This window comes from Streptomyces sp. NPDC037389 (assembly GCF_040636475.1).
GTDB classification, from domain to species: Bacteria; Actinomycetota; Actinomycetes; order Streptomycetales; family Streptomycetaceae; genus Streptomyces; species Streptomyces hesseae.
This window is the reverse complement of record NZ_JBEZUS010000015.1, coordinates 34550-54570: the sequence shown is the minus strand read 5'-3', so window position 1 is coordinate 54570 and position 20021 is coordinate 34550. Positions and strand designations below refer to the sequence as shown.

At 70.5% G+C, this 20021-nt stretch carries 19 protein-coding genes and 1 tRNA gene; 15 read left to right on the top strand and 5 right to left on the bottom strand.

Features of this window, described 5'->3' with window-relative positions; all coding sequences use genetic code 11:
* Positions 1 to 44 precede the first annotated feature (44 nt).
* The 5 genes from AB0E98_RS27950 to AB0E98_RS27930 all read left to right on the top strand — a co-directional run bounded on the left by AB0E98_RS27950 (position 45) and on the right by AB0E98_RS27930 (position 5705).
* Positions 45 to 1616 carry a long-chain-fatty-acid--CoA ligase gene (locus AB0E98_RS27950; RefSeq protein WP_361707797.1) on the top strand — a complete coding sequence of 524 codons (1572 nt, stop codon included), beginning with the start codon at positions 45 to 47 and terminating at the stop codon, positions 1614 to 1616.
* Between the two features lie 18 nt (positions 1617 to 1634).
* Positions 1635 to 2618 (top strand): LLM class flavin-dependent oxidoreductase, encoded by a 984-nt coding sequence (locus tag AB0E98_RS27945; protein WP_361707796.1) that lies wholly within the window; start codon positions 1635 to 1637, stop codon positions 2616 to 2618.
* Between the two features lie 74 nt (positions 2619 to 2692).
* Positions 2693 to 3481, top strand: coding sequence for an alpha/beta fold hydrolase (locus tag AB0E98_RS27940; protein WP_361707794.1), 789 nt, complete (start codon positions 2693 to 2695; stop codon positions 3479 to 3481).
* 163 nt (positions 3482 to 3644) lie between these two features.
* Positions 3645 to 4349 carry a TetR/AcrR family transcriptional regulator gene (locus tag AB0E98_RS27935; protein WP_361707791.1) on the top strand — a complete coding sequence of 235 codons (705 nt, stop codon included), beginning with the start codon at positions 3645 to 3647 and terminating at the stop codon, positions 4347 to 4349.
* A 147-nt stretch (positions 4350 to 4496) separates the two neighbouring features.
* Positions 4497 to 5705, top strand: a complete 1209-nt coding sequence (locus tag AB0E98_RS27930) for a cytochrome P450 (protein WP_361707788.1) — start codon at positions 4497 to 4499, stop codon at positions 5703 to 5705.
* 84 nt (positions 5706 to 5789) lie between these two features.
* Here AB0E98_RS27930 and AB0E98_RS27925 read toward each other — a convergent pair whose 3' ends face one another.
* The gene (locus AB0E98_RS27925; protein ID WP_361707786.1) at positions 5790 to 7220 is read right to left on the bottom strand and encodes an MFS transporter; all 1431 of its coding nucleotides are present in this window, start codon (positions 7218 to 7220) and stop codon (positions 5790 to 5792) included.
* A gap of 148 nt (positions 7221 to 7368) precedes the next feature.
* Between AB0E98_RS27925 and AB0E98_RS27920 the strand changes: the two genes are divergently transcribed.
* Positions 7369 to 8358, top strand: a complete 990-nt coding sequence (locus AB0E98_RS27920) for a YafY family protein (RefSeq protein WP_361707784.1) — start codon at positions 7369 to 7371, stop codon at positions 8356 to 8358.
* A gap of 28 nt (positions 8359 to 8386) precedes the next feature.
* Here AB0E98_RS27920 and AB0E98_RS27915 read toward each other — a convergent pair whose 3' ends face one another.
* Complete coding sequence (locus AB0E98_RS27915; protein WP_361707782.1) at positions 8387 to 9616, bottom strand: cytochrome P450; 1230 nt, start codon at positions 9614 to 9616, stop codon at positions 8387 to 8389.
* A gap of 74 nt (positions 9617 to 9690) precedes the next feature.
* Entirely contained in the window at positions 9691 to 10065 is a 375-nt protein-coding gene (locus AB0E98_RS27910) for a nuclear transport factor 2 family protein (RefSeq protein WP_361707779.1), read from the bottom strand.
* Between the two features lie 229 nt (positions 10066 to 10294).
* Between AB0E98_RS27910 and AB0E98_RS27905 the strand changes: the two genes are divergently transcribed.
* Positions 10295 to 11257 (top strand): diacylglycerol kinase family protein, encoded by a 963-nt coding sequence (locus tag AB0E98_RS27905; protein ID WP_361707776.1) that lies wholly within the window; start codon positions 10295 to 10297, stop codon positions 11255 to 11257.
* The gene (locus AB0E98_RS27900) at positions 11254 to 12759 is read left to right on the top strand and encodes an MmgE/PrpD family protein (RefSeq protein WP_361707773.1); all 1506 of its coding nucleotides are present in this window, start codon (positions 11254 to 11256) and stop codon (positions 12757 to 12759) included. Before AB0E98_RS27905 ends, AB0E98_RS27900 begins: the two co-directional genes overlap by 4 nt.
* 75 nt (positions 12760 to 12834) lie before the next feature.
* On the opposite strand, the gene AB0E98_RS27895 is transcribed toward AB0E98_RS27900, so the two are convergent.
* Together AB0E98_RS27895 and AB0E98_RS27890 are read right to left on the bottom strand one after the other, a co-directional pair.
* Positions 12835 to 13020: a hypothetical protein gene (locus AB0E98_RS27895; protein ID WP_361707770.1), complete on the bottom strand. Its 186-nt coding sequence runs from the start codon at positions 13018 to 13020 to the stop codon at positions 12835 to 12837.
* Between the two features lie 69 nt (positions 13021 to 13089).
* On the bottom strand, positions 13090 to 14088 hold the full coding sequence (locus tag AB0E98_RS27890; protein ID WP_361707768.1) for a DUF2156 domain-containing protein: 999 nt from the start codon (positions 14086 to 14088) through the stop codon (positions 13090 to 13092).
* Positions 14089 to 14270: 182 nt separating this feature from the next.
* Here AB0E98_RS27890 and AB0E98_RS27885 point away from each other — a divergent pair.
* The 7 genes from AB0E98_RS27885 (at position 14271) to AB0E98_RS27855 (ending at position 20019) form a co-directional block, all read left to right on the top strand.
* A tRNA-OTHER gene (locus AB0E98_RS27885) sits at positions 14271 to 14359 on the top strand.
* A 213-nt stretch (positions 14360 to 14572) separates the two neighbouring features.
* On the top strand, positions 14573 to 16171 hold the full coding sequence (locus AB0E98_RS27880) for an aldehyde dehydrogenase (protein WP_361707766.1): 1599 nt from the start codon (positions 14573 to 14575) through the stop codon (positions 16169 to 16171).
* Positions 16172 to 16223: 52 nt separating this feature from the next.
* Positions 16224 to 17363 (top strand): acyl-CoA dehydrogenase family protein, encoded by a 1140-nt coding sequence (locus tag AB0E98_RS27875; RefSeq protein WP_361707763.1) that lies wholly within the window; start codon positions 16224 to 16226, stop codon positions 17361 to 17363.
* Between the two features lie 67 nt (positions 17364 to 17430).
* Positions 17431 to 18717, top strand: coding sequence for an aminotransferase class III-fold pyridoxal phosphate-dependent enzyme (locus tag AB0E98_RS27870; protein ID WP_361707760.1), 1287 nt, complete (start codon positions 17431 to 17433; stop codon positions 18715 to 18717).
* Between the two features lie 6 nt (positions 18718 to 18723).
* Complete coding sequence (locus tag AB0E98_RS27865; RefSeq protein ID WP_361707757.1) at positions 18724 to 19215, top strand: SRPBCC family protein; 492 nt, start codon at positions 18724 to 18726, stop codon at positions 19213 to 19215.
* A gap of 43 nt (positions 19216 to 19258) precedes the next feature.
* The gene (locus AB0E98_RS27860) at positions 19259 to 19810 is read left to right on the top strand and encodes a hypothetical protein (RefSeq protein WP_361707754.1); all 552 of its coding nucleotides are present in this window, start codon (positions 19259 to 19261) and stop codon (positions 19808 to 19810) included.
* A 5-nt stretch (positions 19811 to 19815) separates the two neighbouring features.
* On the top strand, positions 19816 to 20019 hold the full coding sequence (locus AB0E98_RS27855) for a flavin reductase (RefSeq protein WP_361707752.1): 204 nt from the start codon (positions 19816 to 19818) through the stop codon (positions 20017 to 20019).
* Positions 20020 to 20021 lie beyond the last annotated feature (2 nt).

Sequence of the window (20021 nt, the reverse complement as noted above, 5' to 3'; positions counted from 1 at the left end):
AAGGCCCACCGAACCCACGGGCCCACGAGCTTCTGGAGGAGAGAGTGAGCGTAGCGAGGGACTGGACCCTGGTCGCGACGTCCGCGGCGCACTCCCGGGCCCGCGCCGGTCATGTCGCGATCCGCTGCGAGGACCGCCAGGTCACCTATGGGGAGCTGCACCGCGTGAGCAACCACCTCGCGCACGCGTTGCGGGCGGCCGGAGTGGGCCGGGGCACGCGGGTGGCCTACCTCGGCCGGGAGTCGGAGTACTACTACACCGCAGTCCTCGGCTGCGCCAAGGCCGGAGCCGTCCTGGTACCCGTCAACTGGCGGCTGACCACCGGCGAGATCGACCACATCCTGCGCGATTCCGGCGCGGAACTCCTCTTCGTCGACGAGGAGTTCCGCGGCCTGGCCGAGCGCGTGGGAGCGGAGCTGCCCGGACGGCTCCGCGTGGTCACCACCGACCGGGCCGGTGACCCCGACCCGGGCGCGGGCCTGCGGGAGTGGTGGGCCGGCTCGCCCGGCACCGACATCGACCTCGGCGCGGACCCGGACGACGCCGTCGTACAGATCTACACCAGCGGCACCACCGGCAAGCCCAAGGGCGCGGTCATCCCGCACCGCAGCTTCTTCACCCTGCCGGAACAGTTCGCCGTCGCCGGCGTGGACTGGATCGACTGGCTCCCGGACGACGTCAGTCTCATCTCGCTGCCCGGACTGGGGACGGCCGGCATCGGCTGGTTCATGCACGGCTTCAACGCCGGGCTGACCAACGTGGTGATGCGCGCGTTCATCCCGCAGGAGGCGGTTCGGCTCATCAGGGAGCACGGAGTGACCATCACCTTCGCCGCGCCGGCCATGCTGCAGATGATGCTCGACGAGGACGGGGCCGGGCCGGACGCGTTCCAGTCGATGCGCAAGATCGCTTACGGCGGGGCACCGATCAGCGAGAACCTGCTCGCCCGCTGCATGGAGGTGTACCGCTGTGCGTTCGCGCAGATCTACGCCAGTACGGAGACCGCCAGCGTGGCGGTGTGCCTGCCGCCGGACGAACACCGGCCGGGCAGCCCGCTGCTGCGCTCGGCCGGGCTGGTATGTCCCGGGAACGAGCTGAAGGTGATCGACGAGCAGGGCGCGACGCTGCCGCCCGGCCGTATAGGCCAGGTGTGCGTCCGTACTCCGGCCGCCATGCTCGGATACTGGAACCTGCCGGACGCCTCCCGGGAAACCCTCGTGGACGGCTGGCTGCTCATGGGGGACGCGGGCTATCTCGACGAGTCCGGGCACCTGTTCCTGTGCGACCGGATCAACGACACGATCATCGTGGCCGGGCAGAACATCTACCCAGCCGAGGTGGAGACGCAGCTCGCCGAGCATCCGGCGGTGGCCGACACAGCGGTGGTCGGGATGCCCCACCCGCAGTGGGGGGAGGCCGTGCACGCCTGTGTCGTGACGCGGCCGGACGCCACGGTCACCCCGCGCGAGCTGCTGCTCTTCCTGCGCGGCCGGCTGGCCGACTACAAGATTCCCACCGCCTTCCACTTCGTGGACGCCCTGGAGCGCAACCCGGCCGGCAAGATCCTCCGCCGGGCCGTACGCGAGGAACTGCGCACGGCGACCACCACCCTCTGATCCGGAAGGAACTCTCCCATGGCCAACGGGCCCTCCTCTGGAGACTTGAGTGTCGGCGTCCTGCTTCCCACCAGGGAGCAGGCGATCAGAGGGGACTTCGCCGCGGAACCGCTGCTGGAGTTCGCGCGCCAAGCCGAACTGCTCGGGTTCGACTCGGTGTGGGCGGGCGACTCGCTCACCGCGCGGCCCCGGCTGGACCCCCTCGTCCTGTTGTCCGCGGTCGGGGCGGCGACGAGCCGGGTCACCCTCGGCACCGCCGCCCTCACGGCCGCGCTGCGCCCTCCGCTGATCGGCGCGAACATGATCGCCTGCCTGGACCAGGTGTGCGGCTCCAGGCTGGTACTCGGCCTCGGCGCCGGCTTCCCCGTCCCCGAGTCCGAGGCGGAGTTCGCCGCCGCCGGCGTGCCCTTCCAGGGCCGGGCGGGGAGGCTGGACGAGACCGCGGCCTTGTGGCGCGGCGCGTGGCGCAGCACCCAGGACGGCGCGCCGACCGGCTTCACCGGACGGCGCTGGCAGGCCGAGGGGCTCGACCGGCTGCCCGTGCCGCACAGGCCGGGAGGGCCACCCTTGTGGCTGGCGGGCAGCGACACGCCCCGGGTGCTGGAGCGGGTCGCCCGGATGTACGACGGCTGGCTGCCGTTCCTGCCCACGGCGGGCGCGTACGGCCGTGCCTGGCAGCGGATTCGCGGGCTGAGCGAGGCGGCCGGACGGCCTGCGGACGCGGTGACCCCGGCGCTCTATGCCACGATCACCGTCGACGACGACCGGGAGCGGGCGCGCCGGGAGCTGGACGACTACCTGCGGCACTATTACGGCCGCTCGTTGGAGCAGATGTCAGCCCTGCAGGCGTACGCCTGGGGGAGCGCCGAGGAGTGCGCGGAATGGCTGGCGGGCTATGTGCGGGCCGGTGCGCGGCATGTGGTGCTGCGCATCGGGTCGCTCCACCCGGAGTCCCGGCTCAAGGAGATCGCCGAGACGGTGCTGCCCGCGGTACGCGGCTGACAACGAAGACGACCACATCAGACGCGTCAATCGCGTCCGACGCATCATTCCTACGTCACCCCGAGGGGACAACGGTGAAGGAATCCATCGCCAAGAAGGTGTCCGCCCCCGGACATTGGTTCCAGCCCGGCGAGCTGGGGCCGGAGGCCGAGATCAGGCTGTTCCTCTTCCCGCACGCGGGCAGCGGGGCGATCATCTACCGTGACTGGGCGGACCTGCTGCCGTCCGACATCGGCGCGCAGGCGGTGACGCTGCCCGGCCGCCAGGAGCGCCGTGAGGAGGTGGCCTACACCGAGTGGGAGCCGCTGCTGGACGGGCTCTACGAGGCCGTGGTCGCCGAATGCGACGACCGCCCGTTCGCCTTCTTCGGGCACTGCCTCGGGGCTCAGCTGGCGTACCACCTGTCGGTGCGCATGAACGACGACGGCATCACGGGGCCCCTGCTGCTGGGGATGTCCGGCTGGGCGCCGGAGGGGTTCTTCAACCCCACCAAGGAACACATCGGCATGCCGCAGGAGGAGCTGGTCGGCTGGATCAAGAAGCTGGGCTCCTTCCCTGCCGAGATCTACGACAACCCCGAGATGCTGCAGATGGTCATCCCGGCGCTGCGGGCCGACCTCTCGGTCGCTGCGCAGCGCGTCGACGAGGGCGCAGAGGTGCCCTGCCCGCTGGTGTCCTACGGAGGCAAGTCCGACCCACTGATGGAGGAGGACGACGCCTTCGCCTCCTGGGTGCCGCGCAGCCCGCAGTACCTGGGACACAGTGAGTTCTCCGGCGGCCACTTCTTCATCGACAAGCACGCGCTGGCGGTCACCTCGGACTTCACCCGCCACCTCTACCGGCTCGCGGGGAGCCGCGGCTGAGCGCCGGAGCGACGGCCGGGCGGACGGCTGTGCGGCTTTGCGGGAGATGGCCTCCCGTGAAGCCGCACAGCCGTCCTTACCCACGACGTAATCGACAGCCATGGCCGGAGCTGACAACGTGAGGGCGAGCAACAGACGAGTGGTACCAGGAGGTTCCCCCGACATGCAGTCCGAGGTTCACGCCGAGAACGGCCGTGACGAGATCGCAGACCGGATCAAGCAGGAGGCGATGCGGGACGTATCACGGCACGGCGGCGACGACCTGTCGGTGCCGGATCTGGCGAAGCGGCTGGGCATCGATCCCGCGCAGGCCGAGAAGCGTTTCCCGAGCCGTGACGAGTTACTGACGGCGCTCATCCTCGACGCCTACGACGCGATGGGGGACAGCGCCGAACACGGCGCGCGCCAGGCCGAGGAGAGCGGTGCCGGCCTGCTCGGAAGGTGGGTCGGGGTGTGCCGCGGCGTGCGTGCCTGGGCCGTGGCCGAACCCCGGCAGTTCGCGCTCGTCTGGGGGCCGCCGCTCAGCGGTTACGACGCGCCGCCCGAAACCATGGCGGCCGGCGGGCGGACGCCCGTCGCACTGATCGGCATCGTGCGGGAGGCCGTCAAGTCCGAGGCGCTGCGGGAGCACGCCCTCACCCCGCCGCTCGACGAGGGCATGCGGCGCAACGTCGAGATCCTGTCCTCCAGCATCTCGGCGGGGCTTCCGGACATTGTCATCGCGCGGATGAACATCGCCTGGACCCAGCTGCTGGGCATGACCGGCTTCGCGGTGTACGGGCACATCGCCGGTGTGGCGGCCGACCCCGTCGCGTTCTTCGACCACGCGGCGGCGTCCATGGGTGAGTACGTGGGCCTGCCGCGCTGATCCACCCCTCTTCCGGCCCGGCCGTGCGCTTGTCGCCGGCCGGGTCAGTCGTGTGTCAGATACGGGTCAGCCGTGCGTCAGCATGCCCGCCAATAGTGGATGCCGAGGCAATGCCCGCGCACATCTCATTGGACAAGCGAGGTACGAATGACGCTCGACGCACAAGAGGACGTCCTCGACTGGCCCTTCGCCCGCACCCATGACGGCTGTCCCGCGCCGGTCCTGGCCAAGCTGCGACAGCGGCCGCCCAGCGCGATCCGGCTACCGGCCGGTGCGGTGGGAACGCAGCTCGCCTGGCTGGTGACCCGCTACCCGGACGTCCACCAGGCTCTCAAGGATCCGCGGCTGAGCGCCGACGAACTCGCCCCCGGCGCCCCCGTCCGGCTCCAGGTACCGCCGGGCGGTCGGCCGAGTTCCTTCCTGCGCATGGACGACCCCGAGCACAGCAGGCTGCGCGGCATGATCGCGTCCGAGTTCACCGCCCGTCGGGTGCGGACGATGCGTCCCGCGATCCAGCGGCTGGTCGATGAACTCCTCGACGAACTCCAGGCGCTGCCACGCCCGGCGGACCTGCACGACGTCTTCTCCATGCGGCTGCCGACGCTGGTCATCGCCCGGGTGCTGGGAGTGCCCGACGAGGACTCCGAGTTCTTCACGGACAAGACCCGCGGTGCCCTCTCCCAGGGAAATCCGGAGGAATCCTACGCGGCGTTCCTGGAGATGACGCGGTACCTGGAGGACATGGCCGACCGGAGCATCCGGGAGCCCGGCGAGGACCTGATCGGCCGGCTGGCCGTGCGGGCGGCGGCCGGGGAGATCACCCGGGACGAGATCGTGGGCATCGCCCGGCTGGTCCTCGTCGCCGGCCACGAGACCACGACGAATCAGATCGCCCTGAGCGTCCTCAGCATGCTGCGGGACTCCGCGCTGCGGGCCCGTGTCATGGCCGATCCCGGCGAACTGATTCCCCGATATGTCGAGGAGTCGATGCGGTTCTGGTCGCTGTCGCAGGACGCCATCCTCCGGGTGGCCCTGGAGGACCTGGACCTCGGCGGCGTCACCGTGCACAAGGGAGAGGCGGTGGTGATCTCCATTCCCGCAGCCAACCACGACGAGTCGGTCTTCTCGGACCCCGCGGTCATCGATGTCGACCGGGACACCGGCGCGCACCTCCAGTGGGGGCTCGGCCCGCACTACTGCCTGGGCGCGCCGCTGGCCCGGCTGGAGATGGAACTCGCCCTGACGTCCCTGTTCGGCCGTCTTCCCACTCTGGAGCTGGCCGTCGACGAAGCGGACGGGCTGTTCCGTCAGGGAACCGTCTTCCACGGGCTGGATTCGCTGCCGGTCACCTGGTAGCCGCGGGCCGGCAAGAAAAAGCTCCGGGCTTCACCACCGGGTCGCGGGTGGTGAAGCCCGGATTCTCATGGGGCAGCCGCCGGTTCAGTGCCCGGCGACGGGCTCCCCCACACTGGTGTCCGCGCCGCTGCTCTCGGGAGCCGGGTCCGCGGCCGGCTTGGGCAGCGCCTGCACGAGCAGGGCGGCGACGACCGGGAAGACGACGATGAGCGCGATGCTGAGGTAGAAGGCCCGGGGGTAGTCCTGCGACACCGGCGAGTCGCCGAGGACGCCGAAGAAGACCAGGCCGACGAGGGAGGTGCCCAGGGCCGCGCCGCCCTCCATCGCGGTGGACAGCACACCGGAAGCCGCGGAGGCGTGCTGGGGGTCGACGTCCGCCATGGCCGCGGCCGGCAGCGGCGCGGCGACCAGGCCCATGCCGAAACCGGCGATCAGCAGGCCGGGGGCGACCCAGCCGGGTGCACCGACGGTACCGAGCTGTGCGACGATCACCGCCACCACCGTGTATCCGATGGCGACCAGCCCGGCGCCCACGGCGATGACCTGGTTGCCGATCCGGGCGGCGATCCGCGTGGCGAGGAACGAAGAACCGAAGAACCCGACGCTCATGGTGGTGAAAAGCAGGCCCGAAGCCAGGGCGCCCAGGCCCTTGCCCTCCTGCATGTAGATCGCGAAGAGCAGGAAGAACGAGCCCATGGACATGAAGTAGACGCAGTAGGCCGTGACGCCGAAGGTGAAGCCTCGGCTGCGGAACAGCCCGGGGTTGATCAGCGGCGCGGCGTCCCGCGCTGCCAGCCGCCGCTGGTGCGTGATGAACAGCGCGAACAGCGGTACGGCCGCGATCAGCGACACCCACGCCCACAGCGGCCAGCCCTGCTCCCGGCCCTCCAGCAGCGGCAGCATCACCGCGGCCAGGCTCACCGTGCCCAGCGCGGCGCCGGCCAGATCGAGCCGGGCACCGGCACCCGGGCGGATGTCGGGGATCGTCTTCGGCGTCAGTACGAGGATGACCGCGCCGATCGGAAGGTTGATCAGGAAGATGGTCCGCCAGTCCAGCCCGCCGACGTTCAGGGCGATCAGCACGCCGCCGATGAGCTGTCCGCACAAGCCGGACAGGCCCAGCATCAGCCCGTAGGCACCGAAGGCGCGGGCCCGGGCCGCACCGGTGTAGACGTGGCCCACGATGGCGAGCACCTGCGGCGCCAGCAGGGCCGAGGCGAGCCCCTGGACGATGCGGGCGCCGATGAGCACCCAGATGGAGGGCGCCATCCCGCAGGCCGCCGAGGCGACGGTGAACAGGGCGAGCCCGGTCAGGAACATCCGGCGGGGGCCGAAGAGGTCGCCCATCCGCCCGCCGGTGATGAGCCCCACGCACAGGGCGGCACCGTAACCCACCATGACCAGCTGTGTCTCCGGCGCGCCGGCGCCCAGGTCGTGCTGAATGGAGGGGATGGCGACGTTGACGATGAAGAAGTCCAGGAAGGCGATGAAGCCGCCGATCAGAACGACGGCCAACGGCGCCCACGAGGGTCGGTCAGCTGCCCGGACTACAGCCTGGGGACTGGTCATGACGAGGTCTTCCATCCTTTGTCGAGTGAATCGGAGTGAGGCTAGAGCCGGTTCACTGACATCCAGTGTCAGTGAACCGGCATAGGCTGGAAACATGCGTGCGAGTCGGCTGGTGAGCATCCTGTTGCTGCTTCAGACGCGCGGGCGGATGACCGCGCAGGAGCTGGCGGAGACCCTGGAGGTGTCCGTCCGCACCGTCTACCGGGACATGGAGTCGCTCAGCGCCTCGGGTATCCCGCTGTACGGAGAAGCCGGCCGCGCGGGCGGCTACCAGCTCCTGAAGGGGTACCGCACCCGGCTCACCGGCCTCACTGCCGACGAGGCCCGCGCGCTGTTCCTGACCGGACTGCCCACGGCCGCGGCGGACCTGGGACTCGGCCCCGTGGCGGCCGAAGCGCGGCTGAAGGTGAGCGCCGCCCTGCCGCCGGAGATGCGCGAGCACGCCGAACAGTCCCGCCGGCGGGTCTACATCGACATTCCCGGCTGGTACCAGGACTCCGACGACGCGCCCCAACTGGCCGCGTTGGCCGACGCGGTGTGGAACCAGCAGACCGTACGCATCCGGTACGAACGCTGGGCCGCGCCGCACGAGGTGCTGCGCACCGTCTGCCCCTACGGGGTCGTGCTCAAGGCGGGCCGCTGGTACCTGGTGGCCGGGTCCGACCACGGAATCCGCACGTACAGGGTGTCCAGGATCCTGGAACTGCAGGCGCTCGACGAGACGTTCGAGCACCCTGAGGGCTTCGACCTGGCCGGTCACTGGCACGAGTATCTGGCCACCTTCGACGCGCGCCGGTTCCGGGAGAAGGTGGTCCTGCGGCTCTCGCCCGCCGCGCTGCGGGACATCGGACAGCTGCTGGAGCCGGCGGCCGCCCGCGCGGCCGAACGCTCGGCGGGCCCGCTGGACGCGGATGGCTGGACGAGGGTGACCGTGCCCATAGAGTCCGCCGAAAGGGCGCTCCCCGCGCTGCTGTCGATGGGAACGGAGGCCGAGGTGGTCGGCCCGCCGGAGCTCCGTGATCGTCTCCGGCGGACGCTCGCGGCGATGGCCGCGCGGTACGGGGACGGGGCGACGCCGGAATGAGCGGCCGCCCCGTCGCCGGGGCGGGGGCTCAGCGGGCCACGAAGCCCGGGGTGAACCGTACGGGCAGATTCCGCAGCCCCCGCATGACGACTCCCAGCCGCCACTCGAGGTCGCCGTCCTCCACGGCGAGGGCCAGATCCGGCAGCCGCCGCAGCACGGACCCGATCGCGACCTGCCCTTCCAGGCGTGCCAGCGGAGCCCCCAGGCAGTAGTGGATGCCGTGGCCGAAGGCGACGTGCTGGTTGTCCGCCCGGCCGATGTCGAAGGTGTCCGGGGCCGGGAACCGGCCCGGATCGCGATCGGCGGAGGCCAGCACGACGAGCAGCGACTCGTCCGACGGGATCACGACGTCGCCGACCTTGACCGGGCCGGTCGTGAACCGCCACGTCGCCGTCTCGACCGGCCCGTCGTACCGCAGCATCTCCTCCACCGCCGCAGGCAGCAGCGACTCGTCGGCACGCAGCGCGGCGAGCTGACCGGGATGGCGCAGCAGCGCGAGCAACCCGTTGCCTATCAGGTTCACCGTGGTCTCGTGCCCGGCGACCAGCAACAGGAACGCCATCCACACCACTTCGGCGTCGGTGAGGGAGTCGCCGTCCTCCGCCACCGACACCAGGGCCGACAGCAGCCCGTCGTCCTGCTCGGTGTGCTTGCGCCCCACCAGGTCCGTCATATAGGCGTTCAGCTGGTCGAAGGCGTCCTGCAACTGCGGCAGCAGCTCCTCGTCCTCGGAGACCAGGATCGACGTCCAGCGCCGGAAGTCCTCCTGGTCGGCCGTGGGCACGCCCAGCAGTTCGCAGATGACCGTGATCGGCAGCGGGAAGGCCAGGTCGTCGATCAGGTCGGCGCTGCCCTTCGCGACCACCTCGTCCAGCAGCGCGTCGGTGATCTCCTGGATGCGGGGCCGCAGTTCGCGCACCCGCCGGGCGGTGAACGCCCTGACCACCAGCTTGCGCAACCGCGTGTGGTCGGGCGGGTCGCTGTTGAGCATATGGGCCATCAGCTGGAAGTTGTCCTGCCCGCCCGCCTCCACCATGGCCTTCCGCAGCGCCTCGGGCACATTGACCGGGTCCTTGGAGAGCCGGGGGTCGGCCAGCACCGCGCGGGCGTCGGCATAGGTGGTGATGAGCCAGACGTCGCCGTATCCCGGAAGGTACACACGGTGTGCGGGGCCGCTTTCGCGCAATCGCGCGTAGAACTCATGGGGGTCCGCCTTGAACAGCGGATTCGTCACGTCGAACGTCACCAGGTCGGGCACTGGGTTTCTCCTCACTATGCCGCCGGGCCGGGCGGCCGCCGCCCGGCCCGGCGGTCACGGAACACGGGGACCGGTCATGCGGAAGCCGGGAGTTCCTCCGGGAACTGATGGTCGGTGCGGACCTTGCCGTCCGTGTCGAGAATCAGGTATTCCGTTCCGCGGGTGATGGGTGCACCACCCGAGGAAGGCACCATGTCCCAGGTGATGCGCACGGCATCGTGATTCTGCGCATAGGAATTCAGCACAAAGCTGAAACCCTTCTCCATGAATTCCTCTTGCGCCTCGCGAATGGCGGTTTCGATGCCCGAGTGGCCCAGGAACTCCTGGCTGCTGTTGGCGTACAGGGCAGCCTCCGCCCAGATCTCGCGGACCGCCTCGGCCCGGCGCGCCGGATCCGTTTCGTTCCAGGCGGAGACATACCGGTCCACGAGCCCTGTGATGTTGCTCAAGGAAGGTTTCCTTTCATGGAAAAGACCCCGGAGGGATTCTTCCCTCCGGGCCGGTCGGACGCGGCCAGCGTTGCACCGGCCGGACGCGCTGTCCATTACCTGTCGAGTAATGCGGGTTTAACGGAAACGGATTGCGCGGAACGCGCGTCAGCCGGCCGTCAGGGGCTGGTCAGCCGGGCCGGAGATGCTGCTGCGCGGCCAGTCCCCACGACCCCACAGGAGTGCATCCATGGCGGACCCCGACGTCCCGCGTCTGGAAGGCTGTCTCGTCATTGCCAATCCCCGTGCGGGCGCGGTGACCGAGGCGTTGATCACCGAGGTGACCGAGCGCTGCGCCCGGTACACCGACGTGCGCGTGGTGCGCACGGGGAGCCGCGGGGACGCGACGCGGCTGGTGGCGATGGACGTGGCGGCCCCGCACGACGGGGGCCTGCGCGTGGTGGTCGCGATGGGCGGCGACGGCACCGTACTGGAGGTCGTCAACGGCATGGTGACCGGCGACCGGGCGGCCGACGGGGTGGCCCTGCTGATCGTCCCGGCCGGCACCGGCAACTCCAACTACCGCGCGCACTGGGGCGAGCGGCCCTGGCAGGACGCGGTGGACCAGGCGCTCGGCGCCGGGCGGCCGGCGCCGAGCCGGCTCGACCTGGCCCGCGTCCGGGAGACGGGCGAGCTGATCGTCCTCGGCGCGGGCGCCGGGCTGACGGCCGAAGTCCTGAGCAGCGCCAGGGACATCCCGCTGAGCGGCAAGGACCGGCTGAAGGCCGGGCTGGAACACGCGGCCGCCCGGTTCTCCCCGTACGCGGGGCGGGTCACGGTCGACGGCGTGGTGGTGCACAAGGGCGACACCGTCCTGGCCAACGTCGGCGGCGGCCGGCACCGCGCCTGGCGTTACCTCGTCCTGCCTCACTCGGAACTGGACGACGGGCTGCTGGACGTCTGCGTGGTCGGCGCGGACACCGACCCGGGCGACGTTCCCGCGCTGCTGCTCGGCGGGGAGCACGTCGGCCGCCCGGGCGTGGTGTACGCGACGGGCCGCAGCGTCACCTTCGAACGGACCGATGGACTGCCACTGTGCTTCGAGCACGACGGGGAGCTCGCCCCGGACGCCGGGTCGCGGCGCACCATCGACGTGCTGCCGGCGGCCCTGCCCGTACTGTGCGCCACCGCGGCCCGGCCGGACCGGCGATGAAGGCGCCGGAGCCGCTCCTCGGCGAGCTGACCCGGTGGGCGGCCACGCTGCGGTTCGAGGACCTGCCGCGGCGCGTGACCGACCTGGCCAAGAGCCAGCTCGTCTCCCAATTGGCGGCGATCCGCGCCGGGCTGGCACATCCGCTCGGCGGCAAGCTCGTCCGCGCCTTCGGTGGGCCGCTGCAGCCCGATCCCGCGCGGGCGGCCTGTGTGCTCGCCGGGCTGGGGTCCTGGCTGAACCTGGACGACACCGCGTACGCCGGCCACCTGTCGAACTCGACCGTGGCGGTGCCGCTCGCCTACGCCCGTGAGCGCCGTGCGGACGGCAGAGCGCTCCTCACAGCGGTGGTGGCGGCCAACGAGTGCGCGGCACGGGTCACCGCGGCCGCCACCCTGGGCCCGTTCCGGGGACAGACGGCTGCCCACACGAGCCTGGTCGGCGGGGTGGCCGGACGGCTCCACGGCACCGGGGCCGCGGCGCCGGAATGGGCCCGGGCACTGGGGCTCGCCCTGACGATGCCGCCGTGGACCCTCATGCACGGTTTCCTCGGCGGCGAGGCCCGCGTGCTGTCGGCGTTCACGCCCGTACGGATGGCCATGGACGCGTGCGACGCCGCCGGCGCCGGGGTGACCTCGGCACCGGACGTCCTCGAACACCCGCAGGGCTTCCTGGCCCAGTTCGCCGCCGTGCCCCTGCCCGAGGCGGTGACGACCGGGCTCGGCAGCCGGTGGCACACCGACACGCTGTCCTTCAAGGTCCGCCCCGGCGGCCCCGGCGTCGACAGCGCGGTGGACTGCGCACTGGAGATCCGCCGGCGGCTGGCGGACGCGGCGGAGTCCGCCGCGGATCCCGTGCGCCCCGAGGACATCACCGAGGTGATCGTCGAGACCTCCTTCTACACGATGCACGCCGAACGGCTGGCCCGCGCGCACGACGAAGGGCCGCGTACGCCGGCGAGCGTGCTGCCGCTGTCCGTCCCGTACGCGGTCGCCACCGCGCTGATCGAGGGCGCCCTCACCGTGGCGGACTTCACCGCACCGGCGACCGACGACTCCCGGCGATGGCGGCTGGCGGAGCGGGTGCGGCTGATGGAGGACCCACTGATGACCCGCGACCTGTGGCACAGCGAAGCCCCGTTCGGCGAGGCGCTCCGGCAGGCGGCGGACCGCGGGCCCGCATGGCTCCGGGCGTTCGCGGGCCCGGACCGGGCCGCCCTGCTCGGCCGCACCGCCGCTCCCGCGGCGGACTTCCGGTACGCCACCAAGCACACCGGCGCCCGGGTCACCGTGCGCCTCGCGGACGGCCGGTCCTTCTGCGTGCGCCGGGACATCCCGCTCGGTGCGGCGGGTCCGGACACCCGGGCGCGCCACCGCGACCTGGTACGGGAGAAGTTCCTCGCGACCGGTGGCAAGAACGAGGTCGTAGAGGGGTTCGAGAGCCTGGAGGAGGCCGGCCCCGACCGGGTGGCCGAGCTGGTGGAGGCGGCACTCGGGGACCGCTGACCGCGATACGGGACGGCACGGAAGAGGACGGCAGGCCGGTGGCCTGCCGTCCTCCGTCGTTTCCCGCGGCCGCCGTCAGGTACCGGCCGGCCCCGTCCGGAGGCGGGCGTCCAGCGCCCGCACGGCCGCGTCCGCGTCACGGGCGAGCGTCTCGTCGTCCGGGGCGCCGATGATCGCCATGAGGAACTCGACCAGCGAGTTCTGCAGGGACTCCACACTCTTGTAATCCGGCTTGCCTACCTGCTGCTGGGCCTGGGACATGGTCATCTCCTGGTGGCAGAGGGGATTGTGGGGGGGTTTGTGTGTGGGGGGCAGAAAAATATGGGTGTCTCAAAAGGCGTTGCAGGCACGGAAGATATGGGCGAAACCGGCGAGCGACGCTTCGCCGTCGAAGGCCACGTACTCGGGAATCCGCAGCTCCGGTGCCCACTTCTCCTTGTAGGCCAGTTGGGACTTGGCCGGGTACAGCTGCTCCCCGTGCTCCCACAGAAAGCGCATGAGCCAGTGGAAGGAAGGGCTGTGCCCGGGAAGTTCGAGGTCCTCGTCCAGGCCGGTGAACGGTGTGAACCCGAAGTGCAGCCACTCTTCCCCCTCCGACCTGAATACCTCGATCGCGTGGGCGTTGATGGCCTCCATCAGTCCGGGAGAGCCGTCCGGGATACGGCGGCTGAGATCGTGCATCCAGCCCGCGCGGCTCCCGTACACCGGTGAATAGGAAATGTATCCCACCGGACGGTCCTCGATCGTGCCGAGGAAAAGCCGCCGATGCGTCTGCGCCGGGCCCCCGAGCTGCCCGACCAGGAATTCCAGGGCCCGCGGCGCCTCGCCCTTGGTGGCGAGCCAGGCCCCATCGATCTCCCGCAGCCGGTCCTGCCACTGGTCGGCGTCCACCTCGCTGACTTGCAGGCCGTTGCGGAGCGCACGAGAGATCTTGTTGCGCAGCTGCATGAACTTGGTCCCGCGCAGCGTGAAGTCGGGCAGCCGCACCGCCCAGGAGGCCCCGATCTGGTTCACGGTGAAGCCCTTCTGGGCGTAACGCTCGGCGTCGGCGCGCTGGAGCTGCACCCCGACGAGGCCCAGCCCCAGGGCGCGTGCGTGTGCCGCAAATCGGTCCAGCAGTGCGCCGTAGGAATCCGCCGCGGCGAACGGGCCGCCTAATTGCACCAGGAAACGGCCGGTGTGCCGGTAGATGATCACGCCGTCCGCCGCCGGGTCGGTAAATATTTCGTTTCCGCTGTTCAGGGCGAGAAAAGAACTCGGGTTCTCCGCCTGCGTGTGCCGGCGCACGGCATGCAGGACCAGGCTTTCTGCGGATGTGGGCGCGGGCATGCTGTGCTCCCTGTCGGGTGGGTCTGGCAGGACTGGGTCGGGGGCTACAGGGAAATTAGAGCAGCTGGAATTACCTGCCGGAAGGGGGGAACTTTCCGGTGTCAGAGGCGTGTCAGGTGCGTATCAGATCCATGTGCCATGCTCATTCCCGTGAACGGCGGGGGATACCACGCCGGGATCGAGGAGAGGTGCCCGGAGCGGCCTATCGGGGACCGTTGGCTCAACGGCGGTCTGGTTCACGCCAACGCAGGTTCAAATCCTGCCCTCTCCGCGACGGACATGTATACGGGCCCGGCTGCCTCACTTCGGCGGCCGGGCTTTTTCATGCCGCACGGAAGGGAGCCGGGCCGACGGTCAGGGAGATGTCAGCAGCGGATCAGGTCGGGCTGAAAGCATCGATCCGCTTCGGAAGTGATGTGCGGCGATACGGGGACCAGATCAGTCGAACCGCCCCGCGTGCCGGTGACACCGGGAAGGCGTATTCATGCGCGAAAAGCCACTGCACAGCTACAAGCTCTACATAGCCGGAAAGGACGTCGACGGCGACGGCTGGGTCTATACGGTCAGTTCCCGGTCGCTGCTCGAGGATGTTTTCACCAGCGTCGGGCTCAAACGGGAACTGGAAAGCGACCCGGAGTCCGAAGCCGCCCAGCACCCCTATGTCGCCGGCCGCTGCGCCATCGCCGGCGACGACGCGATCGACCTCGCCACCGAGGCGGCAGCGGCGGCGGCACCCGGCTGGGCCGCGGTGCCACTGGAGCGCCGCATGCTCCTGGGCACCCGATTCCGCGAGGAACTCCTGCGACATCAGGACGAGTTTGTGGAGATGCTCGTCACCGAGGCCCACCCGGTACGGCTCGCCCGATGGGAGCTGAGCTGCCTGCTGCAGGTCTTCAGCGAGGAGAGCCTGGAGTGGTACCGGAGCCAGATGCACACCGAGTTCCGGCACGGGCCCCGGCGGCTGATCGTCCGCAGGCAGCCCGACGGCGTGATCGCCTTCAACCCTCCGCAGAACGCCCCGGCCCCGAGCGCCGCCCTGGCCGTACTGGCACTCATGGCGGGCAACAGCGTGGTCGTCCGCGCCCCGCGCAGCATCGCGCTCAGCACGATGTGGCTGATGCGGGACGTGGTGGGGCCGCTCCTGGACGAAGCCGGTGCGCCTCCGGGCGTGCTGAACGCGGTGTGCGGCAACCCCCGCCAGACCCTGGAGCGCTGGCTGGCCGACCCACTGATCGACGACATCTTCTACATCGGTGGCAGCCAGGAGGGCCTGCGCTTCCAGGAGCGCTGCGTCGCCGCCGGAAAGAAACCGATCCTCGAACTGGCCGGCAACGACGGCATAGTGGTCTGGAAGGACGCGGACGTGGCGAAGGCCGCCGAGGCAATCGCCGAGGCGTTCTACGGTTCCGGTCAGATCTGCATGGTCCCCAACTACGTGCTGGTCCATCCCTCCATCGCCGACCGTCTCATCGCGGAGGTCGCCGAGCGTGCCGCGGAGGTACGTCCCGGATACCCGGAGGACGAGGACGTCCTGCTGTCGCCCGTACGCCGCAGCGAGCGCTTCTTCGCCCTGCTCCGGCAGGCCCTGGACCAGGGCGCCGAGCTGGTCACCGGCGGCCGGCGCACCGAACTGGACGGAACCCCGTCGGAATCCGGGGTGTTCCTCCAGCCGACCGTGCTGCGCGTCGACGGCCTGGTCCACGCCCGCGGGTTCGACGTCGTACGGCACGAGACGTTCTTCCCGCTGCTGCCGATCGTCGTCGCCGAGGCCGATGACGACGACAGCCTTCTGGAGGACTTCGTCACGTTCGTCAACAGCAACGATTACGGACTGCGCAACTCGCTGTGGGCCAAGGAACCCGCGGTGATCGACACGTTCGTGCAGCGCGTGGTCAACGGCGGCCTGCTGAAGGTGAACGACTCGCACATCGGGTTCCTCCCGTATCTGCCCAGCCACGGAGGCACCGGGCTGACCGGTGGCGTCTTCGGCGAGGCCAACTACCCGATGCTCAAGACCTCGCATGTGCAAGGGGTCAGCATCGCCGACGACATCAGCCCGCGCGACGCGGTCTTCGGCTCCTGACACCGCGGCCCCGCGGGGCGGCAGCGGTGCCCGAATCGGCATTGGATGTTCCATGCGCTCACTCGAACACGCCAGAGAACTGACCGAGCGGTTCTTCCCGGGCCTGCTCAAGACCCTGGAAAGCATTCCGTACGCGGAGCGGGAGGCCCGCGGCAGCCAGGTGATCGGCCTCTTCCGCGACCATGGAGGAGCGGGTCTGCTGGTCCCCACCGAATACGGTGGCCTCGGGGCCGACGTGCTGGAGGCCATTCGCGTGCAACGCGCCGTTGGCTCACTGTCCCCCTCGCTCGCGGCGGCGACTGCCATGCACCACTTCACCGTGGCGATGCTCTACGCCCTGGCCGCCGACCCCGGCCGGCTCAACGCCGCCCAGCTCGAACTGCTGCACGAGGTGGCACCCGGCAGGCGGCTACTGGCCTCCGGCTGGGCGGAGGGCAGTACCCAGCAGAACATCCTCGCCCCGGCGGTGACCGCGGCCAGGACCGAGGGCGGCTACCTCCTCAACGGCTCCAAGAAGCCCTGCAGCCTGGCCGGCTCGATGGACCTGCTCACCGCGAGCATCGCCGTGCCGGGCGCGGACGGCACGCCCGAACTGGCCCTGGCCCTGGTGCCGGCGTCCTCGCCCGGCCTGTCCGTCCACCACTTCTGGGACAACGAGGTACTCGCCGCCGCCGAGAGCGACGAGGTGCGGCTCGAGGACGTCTTCGTCTCGGAGGAACTGGTGGTGACGACGGCCGCCGACGACCCCGGCCGTCTGGAGGACCTGCAGACAGCCGGATTCGTCTGGTTCGAGCTCCTGATCTCCGCGGGCTACGCCGGCGCCGCGACGGCCCTCGTCGACCGGGTCATCGACAGGGAGCGGGGCGGCCCGAACGACCGCGCGGAACTCGCGCTGCGCGTGGAAGCGGCCTTCGCGCTGCTGGGAGGTACCGCCCGGGCGGTACGGGACGGGCTGGCGGGCGAGGCGGCCGTCGCCGAGGTACTGGTGGCCCGGTACGCCGCTCAGGAGGCCCTGACCGGGGCGGCGGACCGGTCGCTGGAACTGCTCGGCGGCATCGACTTCATCCGGTCGAACGAGAACGCCCGGCTGGCTGCCGCGGTCCGCCCGCTCATGTTCCACCCGCCGGGTCGGGCCTCCGCCGAGAACCCGCTGCTCAAGTGGTTCGCCGGCGCCCCGCTGGAGTTGGCGTGACCCCCGCCTCCCACCCGTCCACGCCCGCGCCGCCGCCCGGCGCGTACCTGCCCACAGGAGCCCCGCGATGACCGTCGTACCCGAGGCCAGGACCACCCCCGACACGGAGGAGGAGATCCTCGGCCTGTACCGCGCCCACCTGAGCAAGGGGCGGGCCACCCTCGCCGAACTGTTCGGCAGCCATATGGAGGTGGAGTCCTCCGGGGCGTGGCTCACCACGAGCGACGGCGAGCGCTTCCTCAACGCCGGTGGCTACGGCGTCTTCATCATGGGAGCCCGGCACCCCGTCGTCATGGAGGAGGTCGAGCGCCAGCTGCGGACCCATCCGACCGCCACCCGCATCCTGCTGGAGCCCACGGTGGCGCGGGCGGCCGAGGCGCTCGTCTCCATCACCCCGCCCGGCCTGGACCGGGTGCACTTCGCGCTCTCCGGCGCCGAGGCCGTGGAAACCGGCCTCAAGCTGGCCCGGGCCAACGGCCGCCGCCGCACGGTCGCCATGCACGGCGGGTACCACGGCAAGACCCTCGGTGCGCTGTCGGCCACGGCGAAGGAGGTCTACCAGAAGCCCTTCCGTCCGTTGATCCCGGACTTCACCCATCTGCCCTTCGGCGAAGCGGAGGCCCTGGAGCACGAGCTCGCCGCGCACCCCGGCGAGGTCTGCGTCATCCTCGAGCCCGTCCAGGGCGAGGGCGGAGTGATCATCCCGCCCAAGGGATACCTCAAGCAGGTCGAGGAACTGGTCCGCGAATACGACGGGTTCCTGATCCTGGACGAGGTGCAGTCCGGCTTCGGGCGGCTGGGCGAGTGGTGGGGCGCCGACACCGAAGGCGTCGTCCCCGACGTCCTGCTCGCGGGCAAGGCCCTGGGCGGCGGGGTGGTCCCGGTATCCGCGGCCGTCGCCACCCGCAAGGCGTTCCGCCCGTTCGACAAGGACCCGTACGTCCACACCGCCACGTTCTCCGGCCAGCCGCTGCTGATGGCCGCCGTGCAGGGCGCGATACGGGCCATCCATGAGGACCGGCTGGTCACCCGTGCGATGGACCTGGGGGCTCGGCTGCTGCCGCGGATCGCGGAGATAGCCCACCGGAACATCCCCGATCAGCTCGTCGACGTCCGCGGCCAGGGTCTGCTGATCGGCGTCGAACTGGTCGAGGCCGGCCTGGCCGGCGAGCTGCTGATCGAGCTGTTCAACCAGGGGGTCGTCGCCAACCACTCCATGAACGGAAGTTCCGTGGTGCGCTTCACGCCGCCGGCCGTCCTCACCAACCATGACATGGACTTTCTGCTCGACTCCTTCGACAAGGCCACCCGCCACCTGATCAGCGGCTCGGCCACGATGCCCGGAAGGCGGTAACCGATCGTGCGACATGTCGAACTGGACGTCCTGGTGCGCTCCGAGAAGGCGAAGACCGTTTTCGAAGCCGTCCAGCGCTGGGAGCGGTACCCGGAGCTCGCACCGCACGTACGAGCCACCACCGTGCACGCCGCCCACCCGGCGGAGGAGTGCAGCTCCAGCTGGGAACTGGAGTTCCGCAGTGGTCTGTTGCGCTGGACGGAGGACGATCGCTTCCACCCCGACACGTTGGAGATCCACTTCGAACAGTCCGACGGGGACTTCGACAGCTTCGCCGGCACCTGGCTGCTGACGCAGGACGGCGACGACGTCCGCCTGCGCTTCGAAGCCGATTTCGACTTCGGCATCCCCAGTCTCGAAGGCATCCTCGACCCCATCGCCGAACGCGTCATCAAGGAGACCATCGCCTGGGCGGTCGCCGGCCTCTTCCCCGGCACCGAACTGCTGGGCGACGTGGACCTGGGCACTCCCGAGGCCGGGGCCCCGGTCACGGCATGAGCCCACGCATCCATGAACCGCGGTAAGACACAGGAGGCGAACCGTGGACCAGGCCAACCCCTTCGAGACGCCGAGGACCTACTCCCTGCACCGCGCCGAGTACCTGGTCGGTCTGGCCGTGACGACCGGACTGATCATCGCGCGCCTCGACGAGATCCGCTGGCTGCCGGCGATCGCGCTGTTCCTCTACATCGACCTGATCGGCTACATCCCGGGAGCCATCGCGTTCCGGCGCGGTGGCGGCAAGCCCATCGCCAAGACCTACTACGTGCTCTACAACGTGATGCACAGCCTGATCACCCAGGGCGCCGTCGCGGCGCTGTGGTGCTGGCTGGTCCGGCCGGAGTGGGCGCTGCTGGTGCTGCCCTTCCACCTCTTCGGCGACCGCGGCCTGTTCGGCAACTTCATGAAGGCCTTCGCGCTGCCCTTCGAGCCGGTTCGGCAGAAGGGCTACCTGAGACTGCTGGACGACCTCGGCATCGCGCACCCCAAGCCGGTCGGCCATGTGCCGGACCCGGCGCCGGTCGGGCACATACCGGCCGCGCGGCACTCCGCCGAGGCACCGGGAGCCGCGGCACCGGAGGCGATCCGGTGACCACGGTGACGGGAGCACCCCTCGTCCGGCAGGAGGCGCTGCGCCGGCTCGCGGCGCCGGTCACCGTCGTGACGGTACGCCACGAGGACCGGCCGCACGGCACGACCATCAGCAGCGTGACCCGGGTGTCGAAGGCCCCGCTGCTGATGGGGGTCTGTCTGCGGGGCGGCTCGGCCTTCACCGGGCCGGCACCGGCATCCGGCTCTTGACG

Bases quoted from the DNA above. Each gene is read 5' to 3' on its own strand.
- AB0E98_RS27945 (WP_361707796.1), top strand. From the start codon at position 1,635: ATGGCCAACGGGCCCTCCTCTGGAGACTTGAGTGTCGGCGTCCTGCTT.
- AB0E98_RS27935 (WP_361707791.1), top strand. From the start codon at position 3,645: ATGCAGTCCGAGGTTCACGCCGAGAACGGCCGTGACGAGATCGCAGAC.
- AB0E98_RS27930 (WP_361707788.1), top strand. From the start codon at position 4,497: ATGACGCTCGACGCACAAGAGGACGTCCTCGACTGGCCCTTCGCCCGC.
- AB0E98_RS27920 (WP_361707784.1), top strand. From the start codon at position 7,369: ATGCGTGCGAGTCGGCTGGTGAGCATCCTGTTGCTGCTTCAGACGCGC.
- AB0E98_RS27905 (WP_361707776.1), top strand. From the start codon at position 10,295: ATGGCGGACCCCGACGTCCCGCGTCTGGAAGGCTGTCTCGTCATTGCC.
- AB0E98_RS27900 (WP_361707773.1), top strand. From the start codon at position 11,254: ATGAAGGCGCCGGAGCCGCTCCTCGGCGAGCTGACCCGGTGGGCGGCC.
- AB0E98_RS27895 (WP_361707770.1), bottom strand. From the start codon at position 13,020: ATGTCCCAGGCCCAGCAGCAGGTAGGCAAGCCGGATTACAAGAGTGTG.
- AB0E98_RS27890 (WP_361707768.1), bottom strand. From the start codon at position 14,088: ATGCCCGCGCCCACATCCGCAGAAAGCCTGGTCCTGCATGCCGTGCGC.
- AB0E98_RS27880 (WP_361707766.1), top strand. From the start codon at position 14,573: ATGCGCGAAAAGCCACTGCACAGCTACAAGCTCTACATAGCCGGAAAG.
- AB0E98_RS27875 (WP_361707763.1), top strand. From the start codon at position 16,224: ATGCGCTCACTCGAACACGCCAGAGAACTGACCGAGCGGTTCTTCCCG.
- AB0E98_RS27870 (WP_361707760.1), top strand. From the start codon at position 17,431: ATGACCGTCGTACCCGAGGCCAGGACCACCCCCGACACGGAGGAGGAG.